The sequence below is a fragment of the Verrucomicrobiota bacterium genome, from assembly GCA_039192515.1.
Taxonomy (GTDB): domain Bacteria; phylum Verrucomicrobiota; class Verrucomicrobiia; order Methylacidiphilales; family JBCCWR01; genus JBCCWR01.
Genome location: JBCCXA010000001.1, coordinates 137,649 through 151,710 on the forward strand (window position 1 = coordinate 137,649; position 14,062 = coordinate 151,710).

Annotated in this window: 14 protein-coding genes; 6 read left to right on the forward strand and 8 right to left on the reverse strand. The window is 42.8% G+C overall.

The window, feature by feature from the left end:
* Positions 1 to 16: 16 nt before the first annotated feature.
* Both AAGA18_00600 and AAGA18_00605 read left to right on the forward strand, forming a co-directional pair.
* The gene (locus AAGA18_00600; protein ID MEM9443825.1) at positions 17 to 895 is read left to right on the forward strand and encodes an MnmC family methyltransferase; all 879 of its coding nucleotides are present in this window, start codon (positions 17 to 19) and stop codon (positions 893 to 895) included.
* 612 nt (positions 896 to 1,507) lie between these two features.
* Positions 1,508 to 1,753, forward strand: coding sequence for a hypothetical protein (locus AAGA18_00605; GenBank protein MEM9443826.1), 246 nt, complete (start codon positions 1,508 to 1,510; stop codon positions 1,751 to 1,753).
* On the opposite strand, the gene AAGA18_00610 is transcribed toward AAGA18_00605, so the two are convergent.
* The 5 genes from AAGA18_00610 to AAGA18_00630 all read right to left on the reverse strand — a co-directional run bounded on the left by AAGA18_00610 (position 1,737) and on the right by AAGA18_00630 (position 5,656).
* Entirely contained in the window at positions 1,737 to 2,039 is a 303-nt protein-coding gene (locus AAGA18_00610) for a hypothetical protein (GenBank protein MEM9443827.1), read from the reverse strand. The genes AAGA18_00605 and AAGA18_00610 overlap by 17 nt on opposite strands.
* 289 nt (positions 2,040 to 2,328) lie before the next feature.
* Positions 2,329 to 2,523, reverse strand: coding sequence for a MarC family protein (locus tag AAGA18_00615; GenBank protein MEM9443828.1), 195 nt, complete (start codon positions 2,521 to 2,523; stop codon positions 2,329 to 2,331).
* A gap of 100 nt (positions 2,524 to 2,623) precedes the next feature.
* A complete protein-coding gene (gene lpxK / locus AAGA18_00620) occupies positions 2,624 to 3,823 on the reverse strand; it encodes a tetraacyldisaccharide 4'-kinase (protein ID MEM9443829.1) in 1,200 nt (399 codons plus the stop codon).
* A 47-nt stretch (positions 3,824 to 3,870) separates the two neighbouring features.
* Positions 3,871 to 4,689, reverse strand: coding sequence for an HAD family hydrolase (locus tag AAGA18_00625; protein MEM9443830.1), 819 nt, complete (start codon positions 4,687 to 4,689; stop codon positions 3,871 to 3,873).
* 397 nt (positions 4,690 to 5,086) lie between these two features.
* Entirely contained in the window at positions 5,087 to 5,656 is a 570-nt protein-coding gene (locus AAGA18_00630; GenBank protein ID MEM9443831.1) for an NUDIX hydrolase, read from the reverse strand.
* 57 nt (positions 5,657 to 5,713) lie between these two features.
* On the opposite strand from AAGA18_00630, the gene AAGA18_00635 reads away from it, so the two are divergent.
* From AAGA18_00635 to AAGA18_00645, 3 genes are all read left to right on the forward strand, one after another.
* Positions 5,714 to 6,157: a hypothetical protein gene (locus tag AAGA18_00635; GenBank protein MEM9443832.1), complete on the forward strand. Its 444-nt coding sequence runs from the start codon at positions 5,714 to 5,716 to the stop codon at positions 6,155 to 6,157.
* A gap of 63 nt (positions 6,158 to 6,220) precedes the next feature.
* The gene (locus AAGA18_00640) at positions 6,221 to 7,291 is read left to right on the forward strand and encodes a glycoside hydrolase family 3 N-terminal domain-containing protein (protein MEM9443833.1); all 1,071 of its coding nucleotides are present in this window, start codon (positions 6,221 to 6,223) and stop codon (positions 7,289 to 7,291) included.
* A 3-nt stretch (positions 7,292 to 7,294) separates the two neighbouring features.
* Positions 7,295 to 7,585, forward strand: a complete 291-nt coding sequence (locus AAGA18_00645) for a 4a-hydroxytetrahydrobiopterin dehydratase (GenBank protein ID MEM9443834.1) — start codon at positions 7,295 to 7,297, stop codon at positions 7,583 to 7,585.
* Here AAGA18_00645 and AAGA18_00650 read toward each other — a convergent pair.
* Complete coding sequence (locus AAGA18_00650) at positions 7,582 to 8,271, reverse strand: SDR family oxidoreductase (GenBank protein ID MEM9443835.1); 690 nt, start codon at positions 8,269 to 8,271, stop codon at positions 7,582 to 7,584. The two genes, AAGA18_00645 and AAGA18_00650, sit on opposite strands and share 4 nt — an antisense overlap.
* Positions 8,268 to 9,110: an ion transporter gene (locus AAGA18_00655; GenBank protein ID MEM9443836.1), complete on the reverse strand. Its 843-nt coding sequence runs from the start codon at positions 9,108 to 9,110 to the stop codon at positions 8,268 to 8,270. The genes AAGA18_00650 and AAGA18_00655 overlap by 4 nt, the downstream gene beginning before the upstream one ends.
* Positions 9,111 to 9,198: 88 nt before the next feature.
* On the opposite strand from AAGA18_00655, the gene polA reads away from it, so the two are divergent.
* The gene (gene polA, locus AAGA18_00660) at positions 9,199 to 12,006 is read left to right on the forward strand and encodes a DNA polymerase I (protein MEM9443837.1); all 2,808 of its coding nucleotides are present in this window, start codon (positions 9,199 to 9,201) and stop codon (positions 12,004 to 12,006) included.
* 141 nt (positions 12,007 to 12,147) lie between these two features.
* On the opposite strand, the gene AAGA18_00665 is transcribed toward polA, so the two are convergent.
* On the reverse strand, positions 12,148 to 13,911 hold the full coding sequence (locus AAGA18_00665) for an ABC transporter ATP-binding protein (GenBank protein MEM9443838.1): 1,764 nt from the start codon (positions 13,909 to 13,911) through the stop codon (positions 12,148 to 12,150).
* Positions 13,912 to 14,062 lie beyond the last annotated feature (151 nt).

The window sequence follows — 14,062 nt, forward strand, 5'->3', positions numbered from 1 at the left end:
GCAGACTAACTGTTCTATGAATTACTCTACAACGTTTTTGGCCAATGGGGTGATGACTCTTTATTCTCGTGAGGTTAATGAAGTCTTTCACCCAGTCTTAGGTGCAGAAAAAGAGGCGGAATTATTGTACATTAGACAAACAAATCTTAGGCATAAATTTATGCATGATCAGCAAATAACCGCCTGGGATGTAGGTTTGGGTGCAGCTGGCAATGCCCTAGCAGTTGTTGCTGCCTGGGAGGATTCAAAAAAGGGTCATCTCAATCTCTTGAGTTTTGACAATGATCTAGAACCTCTCAAATTAGCAGTTTCAGAGCACAAAAAAAACCCGATCAATTTTGGTTATTTAAGTGGACCTATGTCGACGAAAGACATTGTCTGGAATGAATTCATTGAGTCGGGGCTATACAGTTTTAAGAGTCCATGGGGCAATTTCAATTGGGTGATTAAAAAAGGCGATTTTGCTAAATGGGTTGAATGGCAAACAGAAAGGAATGACCCAATATTAAGTAGCCCAAGACTAATCATGTACGACCTTTACTCACCTCCTCAAGATTGCTCTTTGTGGCAAATGAAACATTGGAAGAGGTTAAGGAAAATCTTAAGTAAAGAAGATCCCGGTGAAGTTATTTTTCATACAAGATCAACGGCAGTCCGAGTTACCCTCCTGTTGGCCGGATTCTTTGTAGGCAGGGGTGTAGCTATTGGCAATAAAGAGGAGACGACCATAGCTAGCAATCGATTGGAGCTTATAAAGAACCCGCTAGATCTAGAGTGGCTTAAGCGAGTGAAGCGTTCATCGTCATCACAGCCGTTTCTAGATAAAAAATACTATCAGAAAAAAATAGAAAAGAAATATTGGGAAATGTTGTGCCTCCATCCACAATTGCTATAATTTATAGTGAGTTTGATGAATTGAAAATAGCTTCTCAGTGTGGCATAGGGCTTACCTTTTTTACACTGCATTGTCAAAAGCTCCTGGACAAAACTTTGTCTATTTACGGGTGTTCATGCTATTGAAAGTTGGGTAGCAAAATTAATGAGCAATCTAAAACCTGATCTCATTACAGGCGGCGGGGACTTATACATGAAGGATATTTCTCGGAGCTGAGCGTTGCGGAGAGACGTTACGAAATCTATCTGCATTTTATCAAAAAGCTCGATGTGCCAGTAGAACATGTAATGGGCAATCATGACATCGTTGAAGCACTTGGTGACAGAGGTAAGCTCACTAAAAATCATGGGCATGACCTTTCTCGTATTAAATTAAGTATACAAAAACCTACAGGTCATTTGATTTTGATGGCCCACACTTTATCCTGCTGGATTCTATTGAGATGATAGGTAGTGAACAAATAGAATGGCTTAAAGCAGATTTAGATAATGTGTCGTCTGATATACCCATAGTCCTTTGTTCTCACATTCCATTTAGAGCTACCTTCAGCAACATCTATATGATTCTACTAAAGGGCTGTTATCCAATCTCGTAGTCGAAAATGCGCTAGAGATGGGTAACTTCTTTAAAGGACATGACCTTTGCTTGGTTTTACAAGGGCACCTTCATGTTAATGAAGTGGTCAAATGGAATAAAACGACTTTCATTATGGGAGGAGCAATATCCGGGAGTTGGTGGAATGGGTCAAATCAAGGAACAGCAGAAGGATTTGGTTTGATAAATTGGGAAGAGGGTTCTCCGACTTGGGATTACACTGATTATGGTTGGAGTGCTCTTCATCCTAAAGATAGCCCCTAAAAATCAGCAATATGAAGAAAACTAGACAGACTCCTGCCACAATCTTCCAAATGGTGGGCAACCCCTCAGGCTTTGTTCGAGGCCCTAAGCCTTCATTTTCTAAAAATTCATGGTAATCAAAAGAATCATCTGGAAGATCTAAAGCATCATAAGATGTTTGATCTTCATTCCATCCAGACCGTTCATCGGCACCGCATTCAGGGCATGCTAAAGATTTTGGTGGTATTGCTGCTCCGCACACAGGACATTCGGCTGGTGTTCTATATCCTTTTGTCCGTTTAGCCATAATCCTTAATGTAAACTAATGTCTTTACTATGGCCCTCTTAGAGTAAATGGCAAGATTTGCAAGGCCATAAGACGGTCCTCTAGGTAAGAAATTCGAAATGATGGGTCAACGAATGATAATTCTCACGGCAGTGAGGCTAAGGGCTTTTCTGGTAGGAGGTGGGATAATAAAGTCTTTCTCAAGAGTAAAAATCTAGAGATGGCAACAGATAGGTCGTTTCGAACAACTCAAGCTCCAGATTAAAAATTAGCGCGCAGGCAAGAAATCTCTATAACAGAGAACTACATTTTATAAGAGATTTTTAATTCTATCAATCGCCAGTTGCATGCCTATACACAGTAAGATAAAGCCCATAATCTTCGTGAGAGCATTAGCCCCATTGACACCGAGAAATTTCATCAGCTTTTCAGATTCTCGCAAAGTGATCCGGCAAAGGGGCATATAGAAAGGATAATTTACATATAGACAGAAAGATGGCTGCATTACCGAGCGGGTTAGTGATGGGCAGGAGTGATGATACAGTGATTAATGCTAAGTGGCACGGTTTCGTTCATCTAATTAAAATGAGTATCTAATTCTTGCGTCAATATTGCGAAAAACTAACGCGCTCTTTTGTAAGTTGGGATTTAATTCCGCATATCTTTAAAAGACATTCATCAAAATTTAATTTTGCGTCAAGTAAGGTGATTTCTACTCTTAGGAAATAAACCGGTAGCGCTCGTTTATCTACTCTAGGAAAGCGGATAGCGTCTTTTTCTGTGATAATGAGTGCATGTCCTCCACGAGCTCGAGTTCGGTTCATAGCATTTGTAATTTCATCCAATGAGTAGCGGTGATGGTCTGCATAGTGTCTAGAGTAGATAATGTTAGCACCGAGCTGCTCAAGTCCTTGTTCAAAACTCTCCGGCACAGCAATGCCACTGACTGCTCCAACTTTCCTTTTTATGAGGTAATCGAGTGGTATTTTCTCTCCTGTAGCAAGATCTTGGAGGTGCGTTGGCTTATGGGTGCACTCAATAATAGGAGCATGCTTGTTATATTGTCTTATTTCTTCTCTAATATCATGGATATCGCTCCCATCACATTTGGTAATGAAAATAGCATCACTTCTTCTGAGATGAGATTTAGGTTCGCGCAGCGTTCCACGAGGTAAAAGAAAGCGGTTCCCGAAAGGGGCCTGTCGGTCTATGAGGCAAATGTTTATTCTTTCTTTGAGTGGCAGAAATTGATAACCATCATCTAGTAGAATAGTGTCAATCCCCATTTTATTAACGGCGTACAATGCACTTTTAACGCGGTCCTTGTCTACCAGCACGATTACATCATCTAAATTGGTTGCCAACATGCAGGGCTCATCTCCAGCCTTTTCTGAATCGAGAAGGAGTGTCTTTCCATCGGTAACGATCCTAGGCAGCTGAGAATCTGTTTGAAAAGTAAGGCGTCTCCATATTCGTTGGTATAATGGGCGAGGCACACTTTTATAGCCTCTGCTAAGGATAGCAACGCGTCTACCAGAGTCACGCAAGACTTTAGCACACTTTTCCACAACTGGAGTCTTTCCAGTTCCGCCTACCGTTAGGTTTCCTATGCTAATAACTTGGCAGCCTACGGAGTGCCACTGGCAAAAACGATTTTCGTAAAGCCAAATTCTTACTCTTACGATTCCACTGTAAACAAAAGAAAGCAGGAAAAGAAATAATCTCAGCAAAGCTGCCCGCTTGCCATAACGACGAAGCAGTATGACATCAACGGCAAATTGTTCTAAGCGTTCTAATGGCTTCAAAGATATATTCTAACTAAATTACAGTTAAAATAAAGCACGGAGATCAGCTACTTCCTAAGGTTGCGAATAACAGGTTTCAAGGATATACGTCTTGTAGCGAGAGGCTGCTTTCCCTCGTGCTTAATTTTTGCAGCATACTTGTAATGTTGGGTATTAAAACGCTGGGAGGATATGTTATTTAGGTTGAGCTCGCTTAGGGATCGTATAAATGGAACCGAACCGTTTGTGTTTTGGCCTATGTAGCGCCTAAGCCAAACGGTGCTAAGGCCTGCTTTTTTACCACCAAGCACATCTGCTTCGAAACGATCTCCAATGTAAAGAGTATGCTCTGGAGCTACTCCGGCCTGGCGGCAGGCTTCATGAAATATAAATTTATCGGGCTTACCCGCCCCAATTTCTTCCGAAATGATAACTGGCTCTGCACGCTCTTTGAGTTTCGTCAGCTCAATCTTTAGGCGCTGTTGTTCGGCATTACCGTTGGTAATGATGCCAAATGGCAGTTCTAGCTTCTCTAAGAATGGCGTAACATCATCAAAAAGTATCCAGTTGTTAGAATAATGAAACAGATATCTTTGGTAGTGCGCATAGGCATCGTTATCAGGGAGATACAGGTTTTGTCTGCGATACAACTCTTGCATGCGGTAGATCCTTTGTTGCTCGTAGTTTATTTCCCCTCTAAGGTAGGCGTAATAATATGTTTCGATAAGACCGCACCATTCCTGGAAAAAGCCTTCCGGACTATGCGGTAGGTATTCTCTGTAATCATGTAAGTAGAGATTGGTTGCGAGTCGAACAGCCCCGCTGTGATCGATCAAAGTGTCGTCTAAATCAAAAAAAAGAAATCTTAGATCTTTAGCACTAGCCATCACGCATCTCCTATTAATTCTTTTGTTAGGGGCAATTACAATATGTCTTCAGCTAGGTGCAGAGTCTAGTACGAATAGGTACAAATTTAACTCGAATGATGTCATACAGAGTTAAAAATCCCAGCAAGGGCTTGGCTCCAAAAAACATAGAGCCTGCTAGAGGTATCACCTTTTTGAGGTGCATGTTCCCACTCTATCCGGATGGATCTCCGCGCGCTTGAATCTCCGCCTTGCTTGCTTATGAAAGCTATGCTTGGACGATTTGATGGATACATCTTCATCAACGCACTTACTCCTCCGGTTTAAGCTTTTTCGCATCTCATTAAACTACTATGAGATCATCCAGCCTTAAAATTGACACCCTTATGCGCGTACATTAATGGTCCGAGTTAGCCTGCTATTTTGTTGAACATTGATTTAAATGTGAAAGAGCCAAATAAAAAATGCCGATATGACAGGCGTTTAAAAAAGATCCCTTACAAATCTCATTGATAATAGTATCAACGGGTAAGAATGCTAATTCAATCTCTTCAGAAGGATCTAATTTCTGTGTAGAACTAGTAATAATTTCAGTGGCTATATAGCTGTGGATAAAATTGGTAAGGCGAGCTGGATCAGGTGAGACCGTAGGAAGTGAATGGAAATGGCGTGCTTGATATCCGGTTTCCTCTGCTAATTCTCGCTTAGCTGCGTCTAGAGGTTTTTCCTTTAATTCCATCATTCCTCCAGGCAGTTCGAGCACGAACTTTTTAATACCGTGGCGATACTGTCTAATGACAAGAATCTCGTGATCTTTATTAAAGAGTGCAACATGCACCCAGTGAGGGCACTCTGCCACGTAATAGGGGCTTATAGTGACACCATCATGCCTTTGGCAGACATCCTCGCGGAGGGAGAACCAGCGACTATGGATAAGAGGCTTTGAGCTAATGATATCCCAAGGTTTTGCAGATAAATCCCGTGACATAAAATGAAAGGTATTGCAAGTCGGGATCCAAGTCAGTAACTCTTTGATCTTAAGAAAGTGAAATATTTATTGATCAGCCTCATTATTGCAATTACTGCGATTATTTGGTTTAGGCCGGAAATCTCCGATGGCAAGCCTATGCCGCTTACAGAAAATTTACAATTTCAGTTAGTAGAGGAAGAGGAGATCTCTTATGAGGAGGGTCCTATGTGGAAGCTTAGTTATAGCTGTCCGTATCGATTAGAGGATTGGGCAAATGTCAGTGCCGTAGAGAAAGAAGTCATTTCCATTTGGCAGCACTACTTTAGACAACGAGTAGAGCAAAAAGGCTATCTTTTGGCCATGATTCAAGCAAGAGAGCGAAGAGAGGGCTTCGGGCTTTTTCTAGATCGCCCTGTAAGGAATTTTATTTTTAAAAGGCAATCTGGTATCTCTGATTGGATTTTAGTGTATGGCGAGGTGATAGATGGTCAGATCATGCAGAAAACGAAGTCTTTGTGATAGTTGTGTTAAATTAAAAATAGGTAGCTTGATCTCAAAGCAGCATCTTTCTAGCTTGATGACATGGTATCAACTTCGCTTTCAGAAACAGATAGGGGACAACCTATCGTTATGGGCATTCCTGGCCCCACAATAAACCAGAGCCAACGTGATCTCATCAAGCGGGTGCAGCCAGGCGGCTTTATCTTATTTAACAGAAATCTTGAACATCCAGCCCAAGTATTTGACCTTATTTCAGAGCTTTACGATATTTGCGAGCGCATACCGATCATGACCATAGATCAAGAGGGTGGCCGCGTGGCAAGGCTCAGCACGATTAGTGAAAGACCCGTTAGTGGCTATGCCCTTGCCTTGAGTAAGGATCCAGCATTGGCTCGTAGGCATGGCTCCCTTACCGGTCAGCTTCTAAGTTTATTTGGATTTAATCTTAACCTTTGCCCCGTTGTGGACTATTCGCAGGATGAGGGCGCAGATAATTCACTGCGTGGCCGTTGTTTGGGTTGTAGTCCTGATGAAGTAATGGTCATGGCGGATGCCTTCCTTGAGGGTATGGAAAAAGAAGGCCCACTTAGCACGGCAAAACATTACCCTGGCTATACCTATTGTGGCTTAGATCCTCACGGCGACTTGCCTAAGATAAATCGAACGCTTGAAGAGATGGAGAAAAATGAGCTCAAAGTATTTCGACATTTTGCGACTAGAGCGCCGGCATTTATGGTGGGGCATGGTTATTTCCCTGCATGGCATAAATCTCCCTATCCGGCTTCTATTTCAAAAATGATTGTGAACGATTTTTTAAGAGAAGAGATGAAATATGATGGGCTCGTCATGACGGATGATCTCGAGATGGGGGCTATCGGGGAGAGATATCCCGCAAAAGAAGTTTCCCGGCTAGCACTTGAGGCGGGCCAAGACATTCTACTCTTTTGCCACAATCCGGCATGTGTCGAAATCAGTTGGGATACGCTCTGCGAATTACCTGAGGAGCTGGTCAAACCTGCTGTGGACAGAATCATTCGCTTTAAAGAAAGGTTGATTTCCGTTCCTAGCTCGCTTGACTTAGACGCTTTGGAAAGTATATCAAAAGCTACAGGAGAATTAAGAAAACAACTCGAACCAGAATTGCTTAATTAAAAAATGGCCACCAAAGAAAAATTAGATGACGAGCAAATAAAAGAATTCCTTAAGGAATTGCCCAAATGGAAACTTGTAGATGGTAAATTACAGCGTGAGTGTAAATTTGATAATTTTGTCGAGGCTTTTGCTTTTATGACAGCAGTAGCCATCGTTGCTGAAAAAATGAACCACCACCCAGAGTGGTTTAATGTATGGGCTACAGTTAAAATCGATCTAGCAACACACGAGGCTAATGGTATCACCGAGCTAGACATTGCCTTGGCTAAGAAAATCGATAAGCTCTCAAATTAAATGGGAACTGTTAGAGACGCCCCGTTATCCTTTGGCCCCAAATCTAAAATAAAAGGCCCTGCTCTTTTTACCCATTGGTTGGCGTTTGGGTAACTACCTGCACCCTCTCCAAAACAATCTCTTAACATTTCCGTGTCGATGATCCCTGGATTTAGAGGAACGGCGGCCATACCTTGGGGCAACTCTTGGGCGAGCGCTAGAGTCAATCCCTCAATAGCCCACTTAGTCGCACAATAAGGCGCTACCTCTGGCGAAGTTGAGCGTCCCCACCCTGAACTCAAATTCACAATCACTCCATGGCCCTTGGTTCCATTAGCAAGCATAGCAGGTATAAAATGACGAAGCATATTTGCTACTCCCTTGATATTGACATCAATCACACGGTCAAAGTCGTCTTGCGTCACTTCCCACAGATTAGTGGTCTGATTGATGAGGGCGGCATTGTTAATAAGAAGATCAGGCGGCCCATATTTGTCTAATAGATCATGGACCCATGTTTTTACAACAGGGTCGGAAGATACATCTAGTTGGCGAAAGTCATGAGGAGAGCCAAAATTCTCATGAAGCTTGGTGATTTGGTCAGCAGATCTGCCGCAACCAAAAATCCAATGACCTTGATCAGCAAAATACTTAGCCATGGCCAATCCAAGGCCTTTGGTAACACCAGTAATCACAATTTTTTTCATAAAAGTCTACGTTCTAATAGGCTTCCACAGACACGGCAATATTTAGCGTCGTTGGCGTGATTGTCTGCAGAGCACTGATTGCATTTTACAGATAATCTTTCTTCGGAAGGAGGTGATTTTTGCGAAGTCATTTGTAATTCAGTTTTAGCAATTTCTGCCGTAACAATACCGGTGGGCACTGCAATGATAGCAAATCCCAGAAGCATCACAAAAGATGCAATAATTTGTCCTGCGGGAGTCTGAGGGTGTATGTCTCCATAGCCCACGGTTGTTAGTGTAACAATAGCCCAGTAAACGGAAATGGGAATATTCACAAAACCATTTTCCGGACCTTCCACTAGATGCATGATGGCCCCAATAATCGTTACAATGCTGATGACGGAGACAATGAAGACGGTGATTTTATAACGGCTGGCCTTAAACGCACGCATGATAACATTCTCGCCCTGGATGTATTTGATCAATTTGAGAATGCGAAATAGCCGAACTGCTCTAAGAATGCGAATGACAATGAGAAACTCTGCTCCTCCTATAAAAAGACTTAAGTAAGTAGGAACTATGGCTAGTAAATCCACGATGCCAAAGAAGCTAGTGAGATATTTTCTGCGATCTTCTGAACACCAAATTCGAACAAAATACTCTAGGGTGAAAATGCCTGTGAAAACCCATTCGGCGATCCGAAGTGCTTCGCCATACTCTTCCTGTAGGTCCCCAACACTTGCTAACATGACTGCAATAACGCTATCTAAGATGAGGATAATGAGTATGACATCAAATAATTTACCTAATGTCGTCTCTGATCCAAAAATCACCCTGCGCGTTTTTTCTCTAAAAGTCATAGACTCTAACTTAATACCTCGGGATCAATCATAAAAGCGGGAAAGAATTCTTCTTCCAGAATTTACTTTCAGGCCCTAAATATGAATCATGTCGGCAAAGCGTCTTTTTTTACTCGATGGTATGGCACTGGCCTATCGTGCTTATTTCGCTCTTATAAGGAATCCTATTTTTAATTCTAAGAAAATCAATACCTCTGCGCTCTACGGATTTACCAACACACTGCTAGACCTTCTCAAGAAGCATGAGCCAACACACATGGCAGTCGCATTCGATACCTTTGCTCCTACTTCCAGGCATTCAGAATACTCTGAGTACAAGGCCCAGCGCGACGAAATGCCTGAGGACCTTAGTGCTGCACTTCCGCAGATCCGGCAAATGTTAGAAGCCTTTCAAATTCCCATCTTGGAAGTAGATGGTTATGAAGCAGATGACATTATTGGAACACTTGCCAAGCAGGCTCAAGCTAAGGGATTTGATGAAATCTTTATGGTAACCCCAGACAAAGATTTCGGGCAGCTTGTGACAGATAAGATCAAAATGTATCGCCCAGGCCGGCAAGGCAAAGATGCGGAGATCTGGGGAGTCGCTGAAGTTTGTGAAAAATGGGGAATAAAACGGGTAGATCAGGTTGTTGATATGCTCGGACTTATGGGCGACGCCTCCGACAACATTCCCGGTATTCCTGGTATTGGAGAGAAAACAGCAGCAAAGCTTCTAGCGGAATTTGGTTCCGTAGAAAATCTTCTTGAATCGACAAACAAGCTAAAGGGTAAACAAAAAGAGAAAGTAGAGGCCGGAAAAGAGCAGGCACTCATGTCAAAACGACTCGCCACAATAATCTTAGATGCTCCTGTTGACATAGATTTCGCAGATGTCGCTCTAAAACCCTTGGACGAGCCCGCATTGAAAAGTCTTTTCGTAGAGTTCGAATTTAATAATATGGGAAAGCGACTTTTTGGTGACAGCTTCAAAGCCGGACGCGGATTTGGCACGGAGACAAAAGATAAATCTCCATACGCATCTCAGCTGACTGGTGGACCAGATCAAAATGATCAGGGAATGCTTTTTGCCAAGCTCAAAACTATTTCCGATGTCGAACGTAGCTATAAAATTCTCATAACGAAGGATGAGCGTAAGAGACTTATCAAGCAATTGAGTGACGCAAAGTCCTTTTGCTTTGATTTAGAAACGACCTCCTTAGATGTAAAAAGGGCTCGAGTTATCGGACTGGCTTTTTCTGTGGAGCCATTTTCAGCCTACTATCTGCCGATTCCCAAAGCTGAAGAAGAGGCGAGTATTCTCAAAGAACTTGAAGATGTTTTAACTAACCCTGAGATCGAGAAAATTGGACACAATCTTAAATACGATCTTGGGGTACTGGCCTGGAAAAATATTACTGTTGCAGGCCCCTTCTTTGACACAATGTTGGCACATTCCCTAGTAGAGCCTGATCAGAGGCATAGCATGGATTTTTTAGCAGAAATGTATCTAGGCTACGAACCAATTACGATTACCTCATTGATTGGACCCAAAGGCAAGGATCAAAAAAACATGGAAGAAGTCCAAAGAGAAGACCTCCCCAAGGTTGCTGAATATGCATCAGAGGACGCGGATATTACTCTTCAGCTCAAGGAAATCTTCCAGCCTATGCTGAAAGAAAAAGAACAAGAGAAACTTTTCTATGATATTGAGAGCCCTCTGTTACCCGTTCTTGTCAAAATGGAACATGCGGGGATAGCCATAGACATTACAGCTTTAGAGGAAATATCTTCAGAGCTTGAAGCAAAGATAGACACGAAGCGTTCACGTATCTACGAGATAGCAGGGCACGAATTTAATCTGAACTCCCCCAAGCAACTAGGGGTTGTCTTGTTTGAAGAAATGCAGCTTTTAGCTAAGCCCAAGAAAACCAAGACAGGACAATATGTAACCAACGAGCAAGTCCTAGAATCTCTTTCCCACCGTTTCGAAATAGCTTCTTTAATTTTAGAATACCGCAAGGCGACAAAGCTCAAATCAACCTATGTAGATGCGTTACCGGGCTATGCTCAGGAAGAGACACAACGCGTTCATACCACCTACCAACAAGCGGTAACAGCTACGGGCCGTATGGCTTCCATTGACCCTAACCTTCAAAACATTCCCATTCGCTCCGATCAAGGCAAAGAAATCCGTAAGGCATTCGTTCCTCAAGGTGAGGGTGTTATACTGCTAGCAGCGGATTATTCGCAGATAGAACTTCGTATTATGGCAGAAATTAGTGGCGATAAAGGGATGCAAGAAGCTTTTGCCTCGGGAATAGATATTCATACCGCCACTTCTGCGCGCGTCTATGGAGTCGCTGAAAAGGATGTCACCAGTGATATGCGCCGAAATGCCAAGATGGTGAACTTTGGTATTATCTATGGCATCTCAGCATTTGGACTTTCACAACGTTTAGGCATACCTCGTAACGAAGCGGCCGATTTGATTGAGGAATACTTTAAACAATACCCCGGTGTACAAAGTTACATGCAGGAAACCATTGCTTCAGCCAAGGAGAAGGAGTATGTCGAAACCATTACCGGTAGGCGTCGTTATTTAAGAGATATCAATTCCAAAAATGCTATGATTCGCCAAGCAGTTGAACGAACCGCCATTAACATGCCTATCCAAGGCAGCGCTGCAGACATGATTAAATTAGCCATGGTGAAGATCGACCAAAAACTCACCGAGGGACACTTTCAAACGAAAATGCTTTTACAAGTGCATGACGAACTTGTTTTCGAGATGAAAGATGAGGAAGAGGATATGGTGGTTCCTCTGATAGTTGAATCAATGCAAAATGCAGTTTCCCTGAAAGTGCCTATTCTCGTTGAAACTGGAAAAGGTGAGAATTGGTTAGTGGCTCATTAGGGTGTTTATAATCTAAGTCTTATGGCATCCCGTTAGCAAGCTAATGGAGTAGAGGATTTAAAATTAGAGTCTAAGTAAGCGATCCTGGCATGAATCTCATGGAATAGGCCTTGAAAAACCTGGTCCCATTTCCTTGCCAGATCATAGATAAGCCAGTGTGTCTTCAATGGTGTGATAGAGCGTTTGAGCACGGCAAAGCCTGGCATAAAGCCTGTCCTCTTTTAGTAGGGTTTCGTGGCTTCCTTTTTCGATGATTTTTCCATGTTCAAGGACGCATATGAGATCCGCATGCCTGACGGTGGAAAGTCTATGAGCAATAACAAAGGACGTGCGATCTTTCAGTAATCGATCAAGGGCCTCTTGGATCAATTTTTCCGTGGCGGTGTCAACACTTGCGGTGGCTTCATCCAATATCAGAACAGGAGGATCCTTGAGGAGTGCTCTAGCTATCGATAATCTTTGTTTTTCTCCAACACTAAGCTTGACTCCACGCTCCCCTACCAAAGTGTCCAGCCCTTGAGGCATCTCTCTCACGAACTCCTGCGCATTAGCTGCAGTTAATGCCCTCCAGATATCGCTCTCACTTGCTTCGGGATATCCGATTTGCAAGTTATAACGAATTGTGTCATTGAATAAAAATGCTTCTTGAGTCACGACGCCGATTTCTTTCCGTAGTGTCGGTAGTGACAACTCCTTAACGTCAACACCATCAATTTTAAGTAAGCCCTGACTATATTCATAGAAACGAGTGATTAGGTTAACTAGTGTGCTTTTCCCTGCGCCTGTCGGTCCTACCAAGGCAATAGTCTTACCAGCTTTTGCTTCGAGAGATATGTCATGAAGAACAGTGCTTTCATCATCATATGAGAAAGAAATACGCTCGAAAGAAACTGATCTACCAGTTCCCATCAAATGTGGGAGAGTTTGATTGCCTTGGGGTTCGTACTTTTCTTGTTTTGTATCTAAAATGGAGAAGACGCGATCAGCAGCAGCCCTTCCCGCTTGCACAAGTTGGTTGAGTTGATGAAGCCGTCGGAATGGCTCGTAATACATGAGAACATACAAGAAGAATGTAGTAAGCTCACCCTTACTCATTTCTCCAGAGAGGACTTTTTGCCCGCCAATGAGCAGTACCAACACGTAGCCTAGGGAGCTAATAAATTCCATGCTCGGAGAATAACGAGCCCATGCTTTCATGACGGTCAGCGTTCCTTCACGAACACCGTCGGCTTTCTCAGAAAAATGCTCGGACTCTTGTTTTTCCCGGGAGTAAGATTTGATTTGTCGTACGCCTTGCAAATTATCGAGCAGCAGTGCATTCATCGCCGAAGCTGCTTTGCGTTGAATTTTGTAACGCACAAGCGCAGTTGAGGTATACAACCAGGCCCCCAACATTAAAAGAGGAATAGGTGCCATGGACCAAAAAGCTAATTCCAAATCAGTGAGAAATAGAAAAATACTGACCCCGACGATTTGCAAAATGGCTACAAATCCTTGCTCTATTCCATCAATAAGGACCCGTTCCATGGCCATGACATCTTCTGTAACCCGCGTCATGAGGTCGCCTGTAGCGCGATTATCAAACCATTTCAAAGGAAGTCGTTGCATCACTTCATAGAGTTCGTTTCTCATATCGAAGATAACATTTTGCTCGAAAAAATTATTGAGATGAATACGCAGGCTGTTCAAGACATCGCGTAGGAAAAAAGAGGTTAAAACAATACCTACTCCCCAAAAAAGTGCTGTGTAATCTCCCTTCTCCACTAATACGGTATCTACAACATGTCCTGTGACTTTTGGGTAAACTAAGCCAAAGAGTGTAGAGAGGACCGCGCAGATAAAGGTCCCTAAAGCTAAAAACTTATAAGGCACACAATACTTCGCGACTCGTAGTATCATACTCATAAAGAGATCACCATACCCGTATTGCTGAAAAAAGAAAGGCTACCATGAAAAACACTTCCTAGCTTCAAGAACTCGGCAGTAACCGCAGGAGGTTATTTTCTTACGGCTTTGCAGCAATAAACTGTTGCAAGAGTGCGTAAATAAAGCGTCT

Excerpts from the sequence above, each read along its gene's own strand:
- AAGA18_00610 (MEM9443827.1), bottom strand. The coding sequence starts at position 2,039 with ATGGCTAAACGGACAAAAGGATATAGAACACCAGCCGAATGTCCTGTG.
- AAGA18_00645 (MEM9443834.1), top strand. The coding sequence starts at position 7,295 with ATGGCCACCAAAGAAAAATTAGATGACGAGCAAATAAAAGAATTCCTT.
- polA (MEM9443837.1), top strand. The coding sequence starts at position 9,199 with ATGTCGGCAAAGCGTCTTTTTTTACTCGATGGTATGGCACTGGCCTAT.
- AAGA18_00615 (MEM9443828.1), bottom strand. The coding sequence starts at position 2,523 with ATGCAGCCATCTTTCTGTCTATATGTAAATTATCCTTTCTATATGCCC.
- AAGA18_00630 (MEM9443831.1), bottom strand. The coding sequence starts at position 5,656 with ATGTCACGGGATTTATCTGCAAAACCTTGGGATATCATTAGCTCAAAG.
- AAGA18_00650 (MEM9443835.1), bottom strand. The coding sequence starts at position 8,271 with ATGAAAAAAATTGTGATTACTGGTGTTACCAAAGGCCTTGGATTGGCC.
- AAGA18_00665 (MEM9443838.1), bottom strand. The coding sequence starts at position 13,911 with ATGAGTATGATACTACGAGTCGCGAAGTATTGTGTGCCTTATAAGTTT.
- AAGA18_00600 (MEM9443825.1), top strand. The coding sequence starts at position 17 with ATGAATTACTCTACAACGTTTTTGGCCAATGGGGTGATGACTCTTTAT.
- AAGA18_00625 (MEM9443830.1), bottom strand. The coding sequence starts at position 4,689 with ATGGCTAGTGCTAAAGATCTAAGATTTCTTTTTTTTGATTTAGACGAC.
- AAGA18_00640 (MEM9443833.1), top strand. The coding sequence starts at position 6,221 with ATGGTATCAACTTCGCTTTCAGAAACAGATAGGGGACAACCTATCGTT.
- AAGA18_00655 (MEM9443836.1), bottom strand. The coding sequence starts at position 9,110 with ATGACTTTTAGAGAAAAAACGCGCAGGGTGATTTTTGGATCAGAGACG.
- AAGA18_00605 (MEM9443826.1), top strand. The coding sequence starts at position 1,508 with ATGGGTAACTTCTTTAAAGGACATGACCTTTGCTTGGTTTTACAAGGG.